Origin of the sequence: Myxococcus llanfairpwllgwyngyllgogerychwyrndrobwllllantysiliogogogochensis (genome assembly GCF_006636215.1) — a bacterium.
In the GTDB taxonomy this organism is placed as follows: Bacteria; Myxococcota; Myxococcia; order Myxococcales; family Myxococcaceae; genus Myxococcus; species Myxococcus llanfairpwllgwyngyllgogerychwyrndrobwllllantysiliogogogochensis.
The window spans coordinates 26,333-39,491 of sequence record NZ_VIFM01000083.1 but is presented as its reverse complement, the minus strand read 5'-3'; the positions used below and the strand labels follow the sequence as shown (position 1 = coordinate 39,491).

The 13,159-nt window shown below is 69.8% G+C and carries 16 protein-coding genes; 9 read left to right on the top strand and 7 right to left on the bottom strand.

Translation table 11 applies throughout. The features are described 5' to 3' along the window. Positions 1 to 23 precede the first annotated feature (23 nt). Complete coding sequence (locus FJV41_RS21375; protein ID WP_246137325.1) at positions 24 to 560, top strand: sulfite exporter TauE/SafE family protein; 537 nt, start codon at positions 24 to 26, stop codon at positions 558 to 560. Next, complete coding sequence (locus FJV41_RS21370; RefSeq protein ID WP_174458885.1) at positions 557 to 1,018, top strand: DUF1634 domain-containing protein; 462 nt, start codon at positions 557 to 559, stop codon at positions 1,016 to 1,018. The genes FJV41_RS21375 and FJV41_RS21370 overlap by 4 nt, the downstream gene beginning before the upstream one ends. 5 nt (positions 1,019 to 1,023) lie before the next feature. Here the strand turns inward: FJV41_RS21370 and FJV41_RS21365 are convergent, their stop codons facing one another. The 6 genes from FJV41_RS21365 to FJV41_RS21340 all read right to left on the bottom strand — a co-directional run bounded on the left by FJV41_RS21365 (position 1,024) and on the right by FJV41_RS21340 (position 6,106). Then, positions 1,024 to 1,527, bottom strand: a complete 504-nt coding sequence (locus FJV41_RS21365; RefSeq protein WP_141644371.1) for a SixA phosphatase family protein — start codon at positions 1,525 to 1,527, stop codon at positions 1,024 to 1,026. 59 nt (positions 1,528 to 1,586) lie between these two features. Continuing rightward, positions 1,587 to 2,531 carry a metallophosphoesterase family protein gene (locus FJV41_RS21360; protein ID WP_141644370.1) on the bottom strand — a complete coding sequence of 315 codons (945 nt, stop codon included), beginning with the start codon at positions 2,529 to 2,531 and terminating at the stop codon, positions 1,587 to 1,589. A gap of 12 nt (positions 2,532 to 2,543) precedes the next feature. Then, positions 2,544 to 3,899 carry a sensor histidine kinase gene (locus FJV41_RS21355; RefSeq protein ID WP_141644369.1) on the bottom strand — a complete coding sequence of 452 codons (1,356 nt, stop codon included), beginning with the start codon at positions 3,897 to 3,899 and terminating at the stop codon, positions 2,544 to 2,546. Positions 3,900 to 3,911: 12 nt separating this feature from the next. After that, positions 3,912 to 4,592 (bottom strand): response regulator, encoded by a 681-nt coding sequence (locus tag FJV41_RS21350; RefSeq protein ID WP_141644368.1) that lies wholly within the window; start codon positions 4,590 to 4,592, stop codon positions 3,912 to 3,914. A gap of 87 nt (positions 4,593 to 4,679) precedes the next feature. Beyond that, positions 4,680 to 5,189, bottom strand: coding sequence for a hypothetical protein (locus tag FJV41_RS21345; RefSeq protein WP_141644367.1), 510 nt, complete (start codon positions 5,187 to 5,189; stop codon positions 4,680 to 4,682). Continuing rightward, a complete protein-coding gene (locus FJV41_RS21340) occupies positions 5,186 to 6,106 on the bottom strand; it encodes a tetratricopeptide repeat protein (protein WP_141644366.1) in 921 nt (306 codons plus the stop codon). The genes FJV41_RS21345 and FJV41_RS21340 overlap by 4 nt, the downstream gene beginning before the upstream one ends. Before the next feature lie 163 nt (positions 6,107 to 6,269). On the opposite strand from FJV41_RS21340, the gene FJV41_RS21335 reads away from it, so the two are divergent. Further along, positions 6,270 to 6,872: a YceD family protein gene (locus FJV41_RS21335; protein ID WP_141644365.1), complete on the top strand. Its 603-nt coding sequence runs from the start codon at positions 6,270 to 6,272 to the stop codon at positions 6,870 to 6,872. Positions 6,873 to 7,002: 130 nt separating this feature from the next. On the opposite strand, the gene rpmF is transcribed toward FJV41_RS21335, so the two are convergent. Next, positions 7,003 to 7,191: a 50S ribosomal protein L32 gene (rpmF, locus tag FJV41_RS21330; protein WP_141644364.1), complete on the bottom strand. Its 189-nt coding sequence runs from the start codon at positions 7,189 to 7,191 to the stop codon at positions 7,003 to 7,005. A 443-nt stretch (positions 7,192 to 7,634) separates the two neighbouring features. Here rpmF and plsX point away from each other — a divergent pair, with 443 nt between their 5' ends. From plsX to fabF, 6 genes are all read left to right on the top strand, one after another. Next, entirely contained in the window at positions 7,635 to 8,696 is a 1,062-nt protein-coding gene (gene plsX / locus FJV41_RS21325; protein ID WP_141644363.1) for a phosphate acyltransferase PlsX, read from the top strand. A 53-nt stretch (positions 8,697 to 8,749) separates the two neighbouring features. Further along, complete coding sequence (locus FJV41_RS21320) at positions 8,750 to 9,733, top strand: beta-ketoacyl-ACP synthase III (RefSeq protein WP_141644362.1); 984 nt, start codon at positions 8,750 to 8,752, stop codon at positions 9,731 to 9,733. A gap of 42 nt (positions 9,734 to 9,775) precedes the next feature. After that, positions 9,776 to 10,708 carry an ACP S-malonyltransferase gene (fabD, locus tag FJV41_RS21315; protein WP_141644361.1) on the top strand — a complete coding sequence of 311 codons (933 nt, stop codon included), beginning with the start codon at positions 9,776 to 9,778 and terminating at the stop codon, positions 10,706 to 10,708. A gap of 4 nt (positions 10,709 to 10,712) precedes the next feature. Next, positions 10,713 to 11,459, top strand: coding sequence for a 3-oxoacyl-[acyl-carrier-protein] reductase (gene fabG / locus FJV41_RS21310; RefSeq protein WP_141644360.1), 747 nt, complete (start codon positions 10,713 to 10,715; stop codon positions 11,457 to 11,459). Positions 11,460 to 11,564: 105 nt separating this feature from the next. Then, positions 11,565 to 11,807, top strand: a complete 243-nt coding sequence (gene acpP, locus FJV41_RS21305) for an acyl carrier protein (RefSeq protein WP_141644375.1) — start codon at positions 11,565 to 11,567, stop codon at positions 11,805 to 11,807. An 84-nt stretch (positions 11,808 to 11,891) separates the two neighbouring features. Continuing rightward, positions 11,892 to 13,145 carry a beta-ketoacyl-ACP synthase II gene (gene fabF, locus FJV41_RS21300; protein WP_141644359.1) on the top strand — a complete coding sequence of 418 codons (1,254 nt, stop codon included), beginning with the start codon at positions 11,892 to 11,894 and terminating at the stop codon, positions 13,143 to 13,145. Positions 13,146 to 13,159 lie beyond the last annotated feature (14 nt).

Here is a 13,159-nt window from a genome sequence, read left to right as displayed (position 1 = left end):
GCAGATGTGTATAAGAGCCAGGGGTGTACCTCGTCTTCGGCGCCGTCATGGCGTACTCGGCGCTGGTGATGCTGCGGCGGATGCACGCGAGTGAGGAAGCGCCGGTGCCCGAGGACGCGCTGGCGGACCGGCTGGCGCTGCACGGCAGCTACTGGGATGAGTCCACCGGCCGCGAGGTGAGCTACCGCGTCACCCGTCCCCTTGCGGGGCTGGGGTTGATGTACGTGGCGGGCACGGTGAGCGGCATGCTGGGCATCGGCTCGGGCGCGCTGAAGGTGCCCGCCATGGACCTGACCATGCGGCTGCCGCTGAAGGTGTCCACGGCCACCAGCAACTTCATGATTGGCGTGACGGCGGCGGCCAGCGCGGGCGTCTACTTCGCGCGAGGCCACATCGACCCGTTCATCGCGGGCCCCGTCTGCGTGGGCGTCACGCTGGGCGCGTGGCTGGGCTCACGCCACCTGATGGCGAGGGTGAATGCGTCGTGGCTGCGCGCGCTCTTCGTGGGCGTGCTGCTGTGGGTGGCCTTCGAGATGCTGCGCAAGGGGTGGTCGTCATGAATGAAGCGCCGTCATCCGAGCCCGAGCCCCGCCCCTTGCCACCGTCCAGCGTGGCGCTGCCCGTGGGGCCAGAGGCCGTTCCGCTGGTGCCCGAGCTGCTCATCAGCGACCTGCTGCGCTACGGCGTCCTCGTCAGCATGTCGCTGGTGACGCTGGGCACGCTGGTGACGTTCTTCCGCCACCCCGACTACCTCGTGTCTTCCGAGGCCCTGGAGCGCCTCACCGCGCCGCACCCCGTGCCGCACGGGCTGGCGGACGTGGTGGCGGGCGCCATGGCCGCGCGAGGGCAGTCCTTCGTCATGGCGGGGCTCCTGGTGATGATGGCCGTGCCGGTGATGCGCGTGGCGCTGTCGCTGCTCATCTTCCGGCAGCAGAAGGACCGGCTCTACGTGGCCATCACCACCGTGGTGCTGACGCTGCTGCTGGTGTCCTTTCTCGTGGGCGCCGCGGAGGGCTGAGCGCCTCACCCCCCCGCGTCGTAGCGCTTGAGCGCGCGGCCCGGCGCGGCCCACCAGACGAGCTGGAAGCCCGCGTCGTCCCCGGTGGACTGGAGCGCCACCGCGGTGCCCTTGCGCAGCTTCTCCGGCGCCTGGGTGTCGTCGCCCAGCGCGAGCGCCAGCGCCTGCTCCAGCGAGGGGTTGTGGCCCACCAGCGCGAAGCCCGGCCCCAGCTCCCGCGCCAGCTTGAGGATGCGCCGGGGCGCGCTGTTGCGGGGCACCAGCGCGGGGTGGACCTCCACGCGCGACAGGCCCAGGGCCTCGGCGAGCAGCTCCGCCGTCTGGACGGCGCGCACCAGGGGACTGGTGACGATGCCTTGCAGCGGGGTGAGGCGGGCCAGCTTGCGCGCGTGTTGACGGAAGAGGGCGCGGCCCTCCGGGGTGAGGGCGCGGGCTTCATCCCCAAGAATATGCGTGTCTTCGGCTTCGGCGTGGCGGACGAGCAGCAGCGGCAGTTCGCGAGCGGACATGGTGGCCTGCCTCAACCACCCGCCACCGTCCCGGGCAAGCAACGTCCCGGCGACAAAGCTCAGCCGTCCAGGTCGTTCAACACATCCAGCGGCAGCGGTGTCGCGTCCGTCACGGTGCCATCCAGGTCCGTGGGCAGCGAGGTGGGGTCCACGTCCGGAGGAGCACGTCCCTCCAGGGGCACCGCCGCGTTGCGAATGGGGGCGCCCGGCGGAGGCCGCAGCACGGGGCCCGCGGGTGGCAGGCCGGAGTGGCGGCGCGCGGCCTCCATCAAGGCGTTGTGATGGCGGTAGCGCGCCTCCACGAGCTTGTGGATGAGCAGCGGACCGCCCGGGACGCGGCGCGCGGTGAGAGCCTGGGTGGCCTTGCGCACCGGGTAGCGCACCCGGCGAATCTGCACGCGCCAGCCCTTGGGCGTGTACGTGAAGACGCCGTAGGCGGGGCGCAGGTCTCCGTCGCGCGGAATCCCCGCGCTGGCCACGTCGGCGATGAGCATGCGGCCCACCCGCCGGCGGTAGGGGAAGTGCAGGTGGCCGAAGGCGCACGCCGCCGCGTCCAGGTGCGCGAAGTAGCGGCGCACCGCGACGTCATCCAGCGTGGGGTCCAGCGACTCCTCGAGGTTGCGCGGGTTGGCGTGGCAGACGAAGAGGTCCTGTCCCTTGCGCGGCGTGTAGCGCACGGAGAAGGGCAGGGCGCCCAACTGGCGCAGGTGCGCCTCGCCGAGCTGGTCTCTTGTCCAACGCAAGAGCTCCGTCTTCCAGTGGTCCCTCTCGCGGTACGCACCGCCCAGGTAGTTCCCGGCGAGGTAGCAGTCGGTGTTCCCCATCAGCACCGAGTCGCAGCGGTCGAAGAGCAGGTCCACCGTCTCGCGAGGGTGCGCTCCGCGCAGTGCGAGGTCGCCGGCGGCGACGATGTAGTCGGGCGCAACGGAGCGCGCGATGTCCTCGAGGACGGCCTCGCAGGCGGGGAGGTTGCCGTGAATGTCCGCGAGGATGGCGACCCGCATGGTCGTGCCATCCTACCCCGTCGCAGACCGAGCGGGAGCCGCCTGGGGCAGAAAAATGGTGAAGGTGCTGCCCTCGTTCGGTTGGCTCTCGACCTTGACCTCTCCGTCCATGGCCTGGAGCAGGTGCTTGACGATGGAAAGACCCAACCCGGTGCCTCCCATGTCCCGGCTCCGGCCCTTGTCCACCCGGTAGAAGCGCTCGAAGATGCGCGACAGGTGGCGCGGTTCGATGCCCACCCCGGTGTCCCGGACGCGCACCACGCACCGCCCGTCCTCGCACGCTCCGTCCACGTCCACCCGCCCACCCGCCGGGGTGTACTTCACCGCGTTGTCCAGGAGGTTGAGCAGCACCTGCTCCACCGCGCGCGGGTCTCCCACCGCCACCAGTCCCGCAGGGACATGGAGTGAAACCACCTGGCCCTTGCCCTCGGCCTTGGGTCGCACCGTGTCGGCGGCCCGGGCGGCGGCCTCGGCCAGGGGGACGTCGGTGAGTCTCAGGCTCACCTGTTGCGACTCCAGGCGAGACAGCTCCAGCAGGTCCTCCACCAGCTCGGACAGGCGCTCGGACTGCCGGTGGATGATTTCCACCATGCGTGGAGCCACCTGGGCGTCCCCGAGCGCTCCTCCCTGGAGCGTCTCCGCGTAGCCCCGGATGGCGGTAATCGGCGTGCGCAGCTCGTGGGAGACGTTGGCGACGAAGTCCTTGCGCACCTTCTCCAGCCGGCGCAGCTCGGTGACGTCGTGGAAGACGGCGGCGCTGCCCGGCAAGTCCCGTCCCAGCGGCGTCACGCGCACGGACAGGGTGCGGGGAAACAGCCCCTCGAGCGAGAGCTCCAGGTGACTGGAGTTCCCCTCGCGGCAGCCGCGCATGACGGCGTCGTGCAGCTGGTCATCGCGGATGACGGCCAGGGGGCGCTGGCCGACGATGGGCGCGCCCGTCTGGAGGATGTTCCGGAGCGCGTCGTTGTGGCGCACCACGGTGCCCTCCGCGTCCGTCACCCAGATGCCCTCGGCCATGCTGTCCAGCACGGCGGTGAGGGTGCGCGACTCCTGGGTGAGCTCCGTGTTTCGCGCGGACAGGCGGGTGTGCAGCGAGTCGATGGCCCCCTCGAGGCTGGCCACTTCCTCCAGCCGGTCCGGGTCCGGCGTCGGTCCGCCACCCCCCTCGGCGCGGCCCCGCGTGCTGCGCGCCAGCCTGTCCAGCTGTCGTTGCAGCGCGCCACGGCTCAGGCCCAGCGCCATGAGGGAGCCGGCCAGGGTGATGAGCGCCACGGGCACCGCGGCGCCGGGGGTGCCCAGCGCGGCCACGAGCAGGCCCACCAGGGTGGCGGGCATCAACAGGGGCAGGAGCGTGTAGCGCAGGGGCATGGAGCGGGCGGCCTAGGGAGGGCTGAGCTTGTAGCCGACGCCGCGCACCGTCTCGATGATGTCGCCCGCGGGGCCCAGCTTCTCCCTGAGGCGCTTGATGTGCGTGTCCACGGTGCGCGTGTGGATCTCCGCCTGGATGCCCCAGACGTCGGAGAGGAGGGTTTCGCGTGTCTGCACCCGGTCGCTTCGCTCCAGCAGCGTGCGCAGCAGGCGGAACTCCAGCGCGGTGAGGACGACCTCCACGTCCTTCACGCGCACCTGGTGGCGCGAGGTGTCCAGGAGGATGTCCCCGGCGGCGAGCACCTGCGCGGGCCCTTCGTCGGCGTCGCCCCGGCGCAGCACGGCCTTGACGCGCAGGAGCAGCTCGCGGACGGAGAAGGGCTTCACCACGTAGTCGTCCGCGCCCAGCTCCAGGCCCTGCACGCGGTCCGACTCCTGGCCCTTGGCGCTGACGATGATGACGGACGTCTTTCGCAGCTCCGGGTCCTGCTTGAGCATGCGCAGCACCTCGCCGCCCGCGATGTCCGGCAGCATCAGGTCCAGGAGCAGCAGGTCGGGTGGATGGGCCCGGGCCCGGGCAAGGCCTCCGGCGCCGGTGTTCGCCGACTCCGTCTCGAAGCCCGCGGCCCGGAGGTTGTATTCGACGAGCCCGGCGAGGTCCTGCTCGTCCTCGATGATCAGGATGCGCGTCATGGGGTCCTCTCGGAAGTCCTGTGGAAGCTCGACGGAAAAGGTGTAGCCGCGGGGGGCCGCGAGCGCGGGCGAGGAGCGCCGCCTTGCTCAGGGGCCGATGGAGGGGTCGCAGGACTGCTCGGTCAACACGAGCGGCGCGGCGACCACCGGGGCGTTGTCCCCGGAGTTGACGACCTTGAGGTAGTTGCAGGAGCTGCCGAGGAAGCGCGACGGCGCGCCCACGGCGATGGCCTCGATGACGAGCGCGTAGTCGCGGCCCACCGGCACGTCGACCTCGAGCGCCTGGCTGCCGCCGTTCTGCATGGCCGCCAGGTCCACGGTGAAGCGCAGCGCGCGGCCCTCGTTGCCGCGCGAGTCCTCCAGCACCACCAGCTCCTCGCGCTTCACCTGGGTGTTGAGGCAGGTGCGCTGCAGCTCGGTGCAACTGCGGCGCGAGCCGTCCTCGAGGACGCTGACCTGGAGCGCGTGGACCTCGGCGGCCACCGCGCGCGACATCGTCACGTCCAGGCCGAAGCGGCCGGCGGTGCCGGAGTCCGTGGGACCGCAGGCGCACAGCGCGAAGGCGAGCGGCAGGGACTTCAAGAGGCGGAGGCTCATGGCTGGGAAGGGTCCACGCGGATGGTGATGGGGACGCGGCCGCGGTCCTCGGAGGAGGAGAGGGCCACCACGCCCGCGGTACCGCCGATGGCCACCGCGCCCACGGCCACCCAGAGCCAGGGGCTCTTGTACCAGGGGCGTCCTTCGGAGACCTCGGCGGCGGCCGTCGAGCGCTGCGGTGCCACCTGGAAGAGCATGGGCTGGAAGGAGTCACCGCGTCCGGCGAGCCGGCGCTGCGCGGCGTCCACCACCTCGAAGTAGTACTCCACCTCGTAGGGCTCCGGCTCCACGGGCACGTCGTAGGCGGGGACGACGGCGCGGAAGCGCTCCTTCTCGCCCCGGTCCTTCACGAAGTCCACGGAGTTGTAGGCCTGGTCTCCGGCGCGCCGGTAGAACAGCCGCGCGCGGGCGCCCAGCGCCAGCTCCTGGATGGTGGCCTCCACGACGATGGGCTCGCCGCCCGGTGGATCCGGAATCGGATCCACGTCGAGCGTCACCGGGCGCACGCGCCTGCTGCGGATGTCCTCCTTGATGCGCGCGTAGAGCGAACGCAGCTTGGGCGGCGCCGTGCGGGGCAGCTCGTAGTCGGGACGGGCCTGGAGCAGCTTCTCGTAGGCCTCGCGCGCCTGGTTCTCGTCGCCCAGGTACAGGGCGGTGAGGCCGAGCAGGCGGTAGAGCTCCACGAGCTGGTCGTCGGTGACGTCCGGGGCGTCCAGGCCCGCCTGGAGCGTGCGCCGGGCCTCCTCGAACTCGCCATCGTCAATTTGCTCGCGGGCGCGGGTGATTTCTGGGCTTGCTGGCCCGAGCTGCGAGAGGGCAGGCGCGGGGAAGAGGGGACGGGCAAGCCCCGGTGGAGCCAGGAGGCCCACGACGAGGAAGAGTGCCCCCACGCGCAACGGCAAATCGTGCCTGTGCATCAAACCGACCCTATCAAAGCGTTGTCTGGAGAATCCACGAAGGCCACCCCACCGGTGGTGACGGCGCAGTGACATCTTCGCGGTGCTGTTGAACCCGGGCGTGTTGACGCTAGAGGGGCCGCCCTCTATGTTGCCCGCCCAATTTTACCTGGATGTCGCGTAAATGCTCGTAAAGGTTGAACAAATTCATGAGTCGGGGCTGAAGCTGGACGAGCCCATCTCGCCGGAGCTGCTGGGCGCCGCGCTGGAAGGGACGGCGTCCGGGTTGGACACCGGCTTCCGGGCCACGCAGGCATCCCAGCTCAAGGCCACGTTGCGGCGGGTGAGCGGCGGGGTGCTGCTGAACGGCAATTTCACCGTGCACGTCACCAGTCCCTGCAAGCGCTGCCTGAAGGACGTGGAGCTGGCGCTGCCCGTGGTCTTCTCGCTGAACCTGGTGCCCGAGTCGATGGCCCGGGGCGACGACTTCAAGGACGACGACGAGAAGTCCATGGAGAAGAAGGAGCGTCAGCAGGGGGAGACGGGCGGTTCGTTCGAAATCGATGGCGTGGACCAGGAGGTCTTCAATGGGAAGACCATCGACCTGGACCCCATCGTCCGCGAGCAGGTGCTGCTCGCCCTGCCGATGAACCTGGTCTGCAAGGACGACTGCAAGGGCCTGTGCTCGCAGTGCGGCACGAACTTCAACGAGGCCCAGTGCCAGTGTGACACGAAGCAGGTGGACCCCCGCCTGGCGTCGCTGAAGAACATCAAGCTCGGCAACTGACGTCCGCCGAGGACGCCGGCCCCGCTGGGATTCGGGGCCGGAAAAGAGCAAGGGCCGCGACCTCCGATTGGGGAGGCGCGGCCCTTCGTGCTGCTCGACGCCCCTCTTCAGGAGCGTCACTGGAAAGGCCTCAGGCCTCGGCTTGGGGCAGCAGCTCGCGCCCCTTGTACTGGCCACACGACGTGCAGGCGCGGTGAGGCATCACCGGCTCCTTGCAGTTGGGGCACTTGGTCACCTGCACGGCGGTGCGCAGGTTGTTGTTGCCAGCGCGACGAGTGTCACGACGCATCTTCGAAGTACGCTTCTTGGGGACGCCCACGGCTCACCTCTGTCTCACGCGCTGTGCCGGGGTCCCCGGCTGCCTGCGCAACATGTCGGTCAACACCGGCCTTGGAGCAGTCGCGACGAGCTCGCGTACTCCTGGTCCGGCTTGAAAGGCGGCGGACCCTAGCGGCTCATCCGGCCCGAGTCAATGCGCGTGTACTGCCCAGTCACACCGCGAAGTGCCTCGGGGCCGCCCGACCGCCAGATACCTCACGCGCCCCGCCGGGACAACGCTCGTGATGGGCTCATTTCCGCCCGCCCCGCGGATCATCCGGACCTGGCGCCCCCGCTCGACTCGGCGCTGCCCACCTGGACCCACCCCATGCCATGGGGCAAGCGAGTCGTTGCCCCCCTGGGAGGTTCCTGGTGTGCTGCGCGCCGCCCGGCGGGCCGGGTGGGTTTCGAGCTGACACGCACGCAGACACGGAGAGGGCGGGGATGAGGCTGGTCCTGGACGCGATGGGGGGAGATCACGCGCCGGGGGCGCCGGTGGAGGGCGGAGTGCTCTTCGCCCGGGCCCACCCCGAGCACGAGGTCGTCCTCGTGGGGGACACGGCCCGGGTGACGCCCCACCTGGGACGCGGGCTGCCTCCGCCCAACCTCCGCGTGCACCACGCGTCCGAGGTCGTGGAGATGGATGACCACGCCTCCACCGCCTTCCGGCGCAAGCGGGACTCGTCGCTCCGGGTGGGCTTCGAGCTGGTGCGCGACGGGCACGGGGATGCGCTCGTGTCCGCGGGCAACTCCGGCGCGGTCATGGCGGGCGGCTTGATGACGCTGGGCCGGCTGCCCGGCGTGGAGCGCCCCGCCATCGCCGCGCTCTTTCCCGCGCTCAAGGGCGGCGGGCGCTGCCTGCTGCTGGACGCGGGCGCCAACGTGGATTGCCGGCCGTCGCATCTGGCGCAGTTCGCCGTGCTGGGCGAGGCCTATGTCCGCCTGCTGCTGGGCGTGGCCCGTCCCCGCGTCGCGGTGCTGTCCAACGGAGAGGAGGCGTCCAAGGGGACGCTTCTGACGCGCGAGGCGAGCGACCTGTTGCGCCAGTCCGACCTGGACTTCGGCGGCTACGTGGAGGGCAAGGACCTCTTCTCCGGCGACGTGCAGGTGGTCGTGACGGACGGCTTCACCGGGAATGTCGTCCTCAAGACATCCGAGGGCGTGGGCATGGGCGTCATCGGCATGCTGCGTCAGGCCATTGAGAAGCGGGGTGGGCTGTCGGAGAAGCTGGGGGCGCTGCTGCTCCAGCCCGCCCTGAAGGGCCTGCGGAAGATGGTGGACTACGCCGAGTACGGAGGCGCTCCGCTGCTGGGCCTGCGAGGCGTGGGAATCGTGGCCCACGGGCGCTCCTCTCCTCGAGCCATCCACAACGCCCTGGGCGCCGCGCTGGCCACCGCGCAGGGGGGACTCCAGGAGGAACTGACGCGATGCATCGCCAGGGCCGCCGCCTGGCTCCCTACCCACCCGAGGGGAAAAAGAGGGACAGAAGAAGCCGTTTCCGATTAGAGACCGGCGCCTGGGCGTTGGGTTCGATGAAGCTCCTTTTCGGGAGAACCCTCGTGGCATGCACGCAGATCATCGGCACCGGCTCCTACGCTCCCTCCCGGGTCATCACCAACCAGGAGCTGGAGGCGTGCGTGGACACGTCCGATGCCTGGATTCGTGAGCGCACCGGCATCCACGCGCGAAGGCGCGCCGCGGACGACGAAGCCACCAGCGACCTGGCCGTCGCCGCCTCGCTGAAGGCCCTGGAGATGGCGGGCGTGGCGCCGGAGGAGCTGGACCTCATCGTGGTGGGGACCATCACCGCGGACATGCCCATGCCCTCGTGCGCGGCCTTCGTGCAGGCGCGGCTGGGCGCGCGCCGGGCCTTCGCCTTCGACGTGGCCGCCGCGTGCGCGGGCTCGCTGTACGCGATGAGCATCGCGGATCAATTCATGCGCTCCGGACAGGTGAAGCGGGCGCTGGTGGTGGGCGCGGAGCTCCTGACGCGGGTGGTGGACTGGACGGACCGGAACACCTGCGTGCTCTTCGGGGATGGGGCGGGGGCCATGGTGCTGGCGCCCTCGGAGAAGGAGGGGCGGGGCATCCTCTCCACCCACTTGTTCACCGATGGGACGCTCGCGGACGCGCTCACCATTCCGGGCGGTGGCTCGCGCACCCCGATGACGGACGAAGGGCTGCGGGCCCACCTCCACAAGCTGAAGATGAAGGGCCGGGAGGTGTTCCGCTTCGCGGTGCGCGCGCTCGTGGATTCCACGCGGGGTGCGCTGGCCTCTCACGGGTTGACGGCGCGGGGGGTGGACCACGTCATCGCGCACCAGGCCAATGTCCGCATCCTGGACGCGGCGCTGGAGCGGCTGGAGATTCCCCGCGACAAGTGCTGGCTGAACCTGCACAAGTACGGGAACACGTCGTCCGCGTCCCTGCCCATGACGTTGGACGAGGCCCACCGCGCCGGAAGACTCCGGCCCGGAGACGTCATCGCGATGATGGCGATTGGCGCGGGCATGACGTGGGGCAGCGCGGTGGTGCGCTGGTAGTCGGGCAACAGGACTGGACGTTTCAGGAGGCAGAGACCGCACATGGCGAAGGTCGCATTCGTGTTCCCCGGGCAGGGCAGCCAGGCCGTGGGGATGGGCAAGGACCTCTTCGAGAAGTTCCCCGAGGCCCGCGCCGTCTTCGAGGCCGCGGACGACGCGCTCGGAGAGAAGCTCTCCAAGCTCTGCTTCGAGGGGCCAGAAGATGCGCTGAAGCTCACGGCCAACACTCAGCCGGCCATCCTCACGGTGTCGGTGGCGGCGCACGCCGTCTTCTCGACGCGGGGCCCGGTGGCTTCGTTCGTCGCGGGCCACTCGCTGGGCGAGTACTCCGCGCTGGTGGCCGCGGGCGCCATGTCGTTGGGTGACGCGGCGAGGGCGGTGCGCGCGCGCGGCACCTTCATGCAGGAGGCGGTGCCCGCGGGCGTGGGCGCCATGGCCGCGATTCTGGGCCTGGAGCCGGCCAAGGTGAAGGCGGCCTGTGAGGCGGCGGCGGAGGGCCAGGTGGTGTCTCCGGCCAACTACAACTCGCCCGAGCAGACGGTGATTGCCGGCGACGCCGCGGCGGTGGAGCGCGCGGGCGTGAAGTGCAAGGAGGCCGGGGCCAAGCGGGTGATGCCGCTGCCAGTGTCCGCGCCCTTCCACTGCGCGCTGATGGAGCCGGTGAAGCCGAAGCTGGCGGCGGTGCTGGGCGGCGTGAGGCTGGTGGCGCCGTCGGTGCCGGTGGTGACGAACGTGGAGGCGCGGCCCAACTCGGACGTGGCCCGCGTGATTCCGCTGCTCCTGGAGCAGGTGAGCGCGCCGGTGCGGTGGATTGAATGCGTGGAGGCGCTGAAGGCCGAGGGCGTCACGCGCGTGGTGGAGCTGGGCCCGGGCAAGGTGCTGTGCGGCCTCATCAAGCGCATCACCAAGGACATCGAACTCTTCAACGTGGAAGACGCCGCGAGCCTCGAGAAGGTCCTCGCGGCGCTGGGGTGAGCGCATGAGCTTCAAGGACAAGGTGGTGTTGGTGACGGGTGGCTCGCGCGGCATCGGCCGGGCGTGCGCGGTGGCCTTCGCGAAGGCGGGCGCCTCCACGGTCATCATCAGCTATGCGGGCAACGAGGCGGCGGCCCAGGAGACGGTGGGCCTGCTCACCGCCGAGGGCGCGAAGGCGGAGTCGCTGCGCTTCGATGTGTCCGACACCGCCGCCTGCACGAGCGCCGTGGAGGGCATCGTCAAGGCCCACGGCCGGCTGGACGTGCTCGTCAACAACGCCGGCATGGCGGTGGATGGCCTGGTCATGCGGGTGAAGGACGAGGACTGGGACAAGCAGCTGGACACCAACCTGCGGGGGCCTTTCGCCCTCATCCGCGCGGCCAGCCGTCCCATGATGAAGCAGCGGGGCGGCGCCATCGTGAACATCACCTCCGTCGTGGGGGATATGGGCAATCCCGGACAGGCGGCCTACTCGGCGGCAAAGGCAGGACTCATCGGTCTGACGAAGACGGTGGCCCGAGAGCTTTCCAGCCGAGGCATCCGCGTCAATGCCGTCTCCCCGGGTTTCATCGGGACGGACATGACGGCCCACCTGAATGACGACCTGCGCCAGAAGATGACGGAGGGCATCCCGCTGGGACGACTGGGCAACCCGGAGGAGGTGGCCCAGGCCGTTCTCTTCCTCTCAGGTGACGCTTCGTCCTACATCACCGGCGAGGTCCTGAAGGTCAACGGCGGCATGTACATGTAACCCAAGGTTGGATTGCCGGCGTGCGTGGGATATACCGCGCCGGCTTTCGACAGGGCTCGGGAAGCCTTCCGGGCCTACATCTGGTTCCTGGAGGGTTCAGCACTTATGTCGACGTCCGCAATTGAGACCAAGGTCAAGGGCATCATCGCCGATCAGCTCGGGGTGGGAGAGGATGAGATCAAGCCCGAGTCTTCCTTCATCGAGGACCTTGGCGCCGACAGCCTCGACATCGTGGAGCTCGTGATGGCGATGGAAGAGGAGTTCGAGGTCGAGATCCCCGACGAGGAGGCCGAGAACATCAAGACCGTCGGCGACGCCATCAACTACATCACCACCCACAAGAAGTAGGCAGCACCACGGCGTGCCGGGGGGCGGGGAGACGCCGCGTCCAGCGCGGCGTCCCCGGCGTCCCAGGCGCCACCGGAGAGGACCGTGTCACACCGTCGAGTCGTCATCACCGGTACCGGGCTCATCTCGGCACTGGGTACAGGAACCGAGAAGAACTGGCAGGCGTTGCTTGCCGGCACTTCAGGCATTTCCCTCGTCACGCGCTTCGACCCCAAGAAGATCGACACGCGAATCGCCGGCGAGGTGAAGGACTTCGAGCCGGAGAAGTTCATCGACAGGCGCGAAGTGCGCCGAATGGACCTCTACGCGCAGTACGCCATGGCCGCGGCGGCGATGGCGGTGGAGGAGTCGGGGCTTCCCGTGGGCCCGGACGTGCCGCATGGCTACACGCCAGAGCGGGTGGGCGTCATCGTGGGTTCGGGCATTGGCGGCATCTCCTCCCTGGAGGAGCAGCACCGCAAGGGCCTGGAGAAGGGGTTTGACCGGCTGTCGCCCTTCTTCATCATCCAGATGATCGTCAACATGGCGCCTGGCCTCATCTCCATGCGCTACAACTGCAAGGGGCCCAACTGGGCTCCCGTGTCCGCTTGTGCCACCAGCGCCCACGCCATTGGCGAGGCCTGGAAGTCCATCAAGCTGGGCGAGACGGACGCGGCCATCGCCGGCGGCGCCGAGGCGGCCATCACCCCACTGGGGCTGGGTGGCTTCTCGGTGATGAAGGCGCTGTCCACGCGCAATGATGACCCGGCCGCGGCCAGCCGCCCGTTCGACAAGGACCGTGACGGCTTCGTCATGGGCGAGGGCGCGGGCATGCTCATCCTCGAGGAGCTGGAGGCCGCGAAGAAGCGCGGTGCCAGGATTCTCGCGGAGCTGGTGGGCTATGGCGCCAACTCGGATGCGTACCACGTGACGCAGCCGGCGCCGGAAGGCGAGGGTGCGGCGCGCTGCATGCGGCTGGCGCTCCAGTCGGCGGGGATGAACCCGGAGCAGGTGGGCTACATCAACGCCCACGGCACCTCCACTCCCTTCAACGACGCGAACGAGACGAAGGCCATCAAGGCCGTGTTCGGGGACCACGCCCGCAAGGTGGCGGTGTCGTCGACCAAGTCCATGACGGGCCACATGCTCGGCGCGGCGGGTGGATACGAGGGCGTGGTGAGCGCGCTGGCGCTGTCGCGCAACATCCTGCCGCCCACCATCAACCAGACGAGCCCGGATCCGGAGTGTGATCTGGACTACGTGCCCAACGCGGCCCGCGAGGCCAAGGTGGACGCGGTGATGAGCAACTCGTTTGGATTCGGTGGCACCAACGCGGTGCTGCTGTTCAAGCGCTTCTAGGTGGCCGAAGGAGA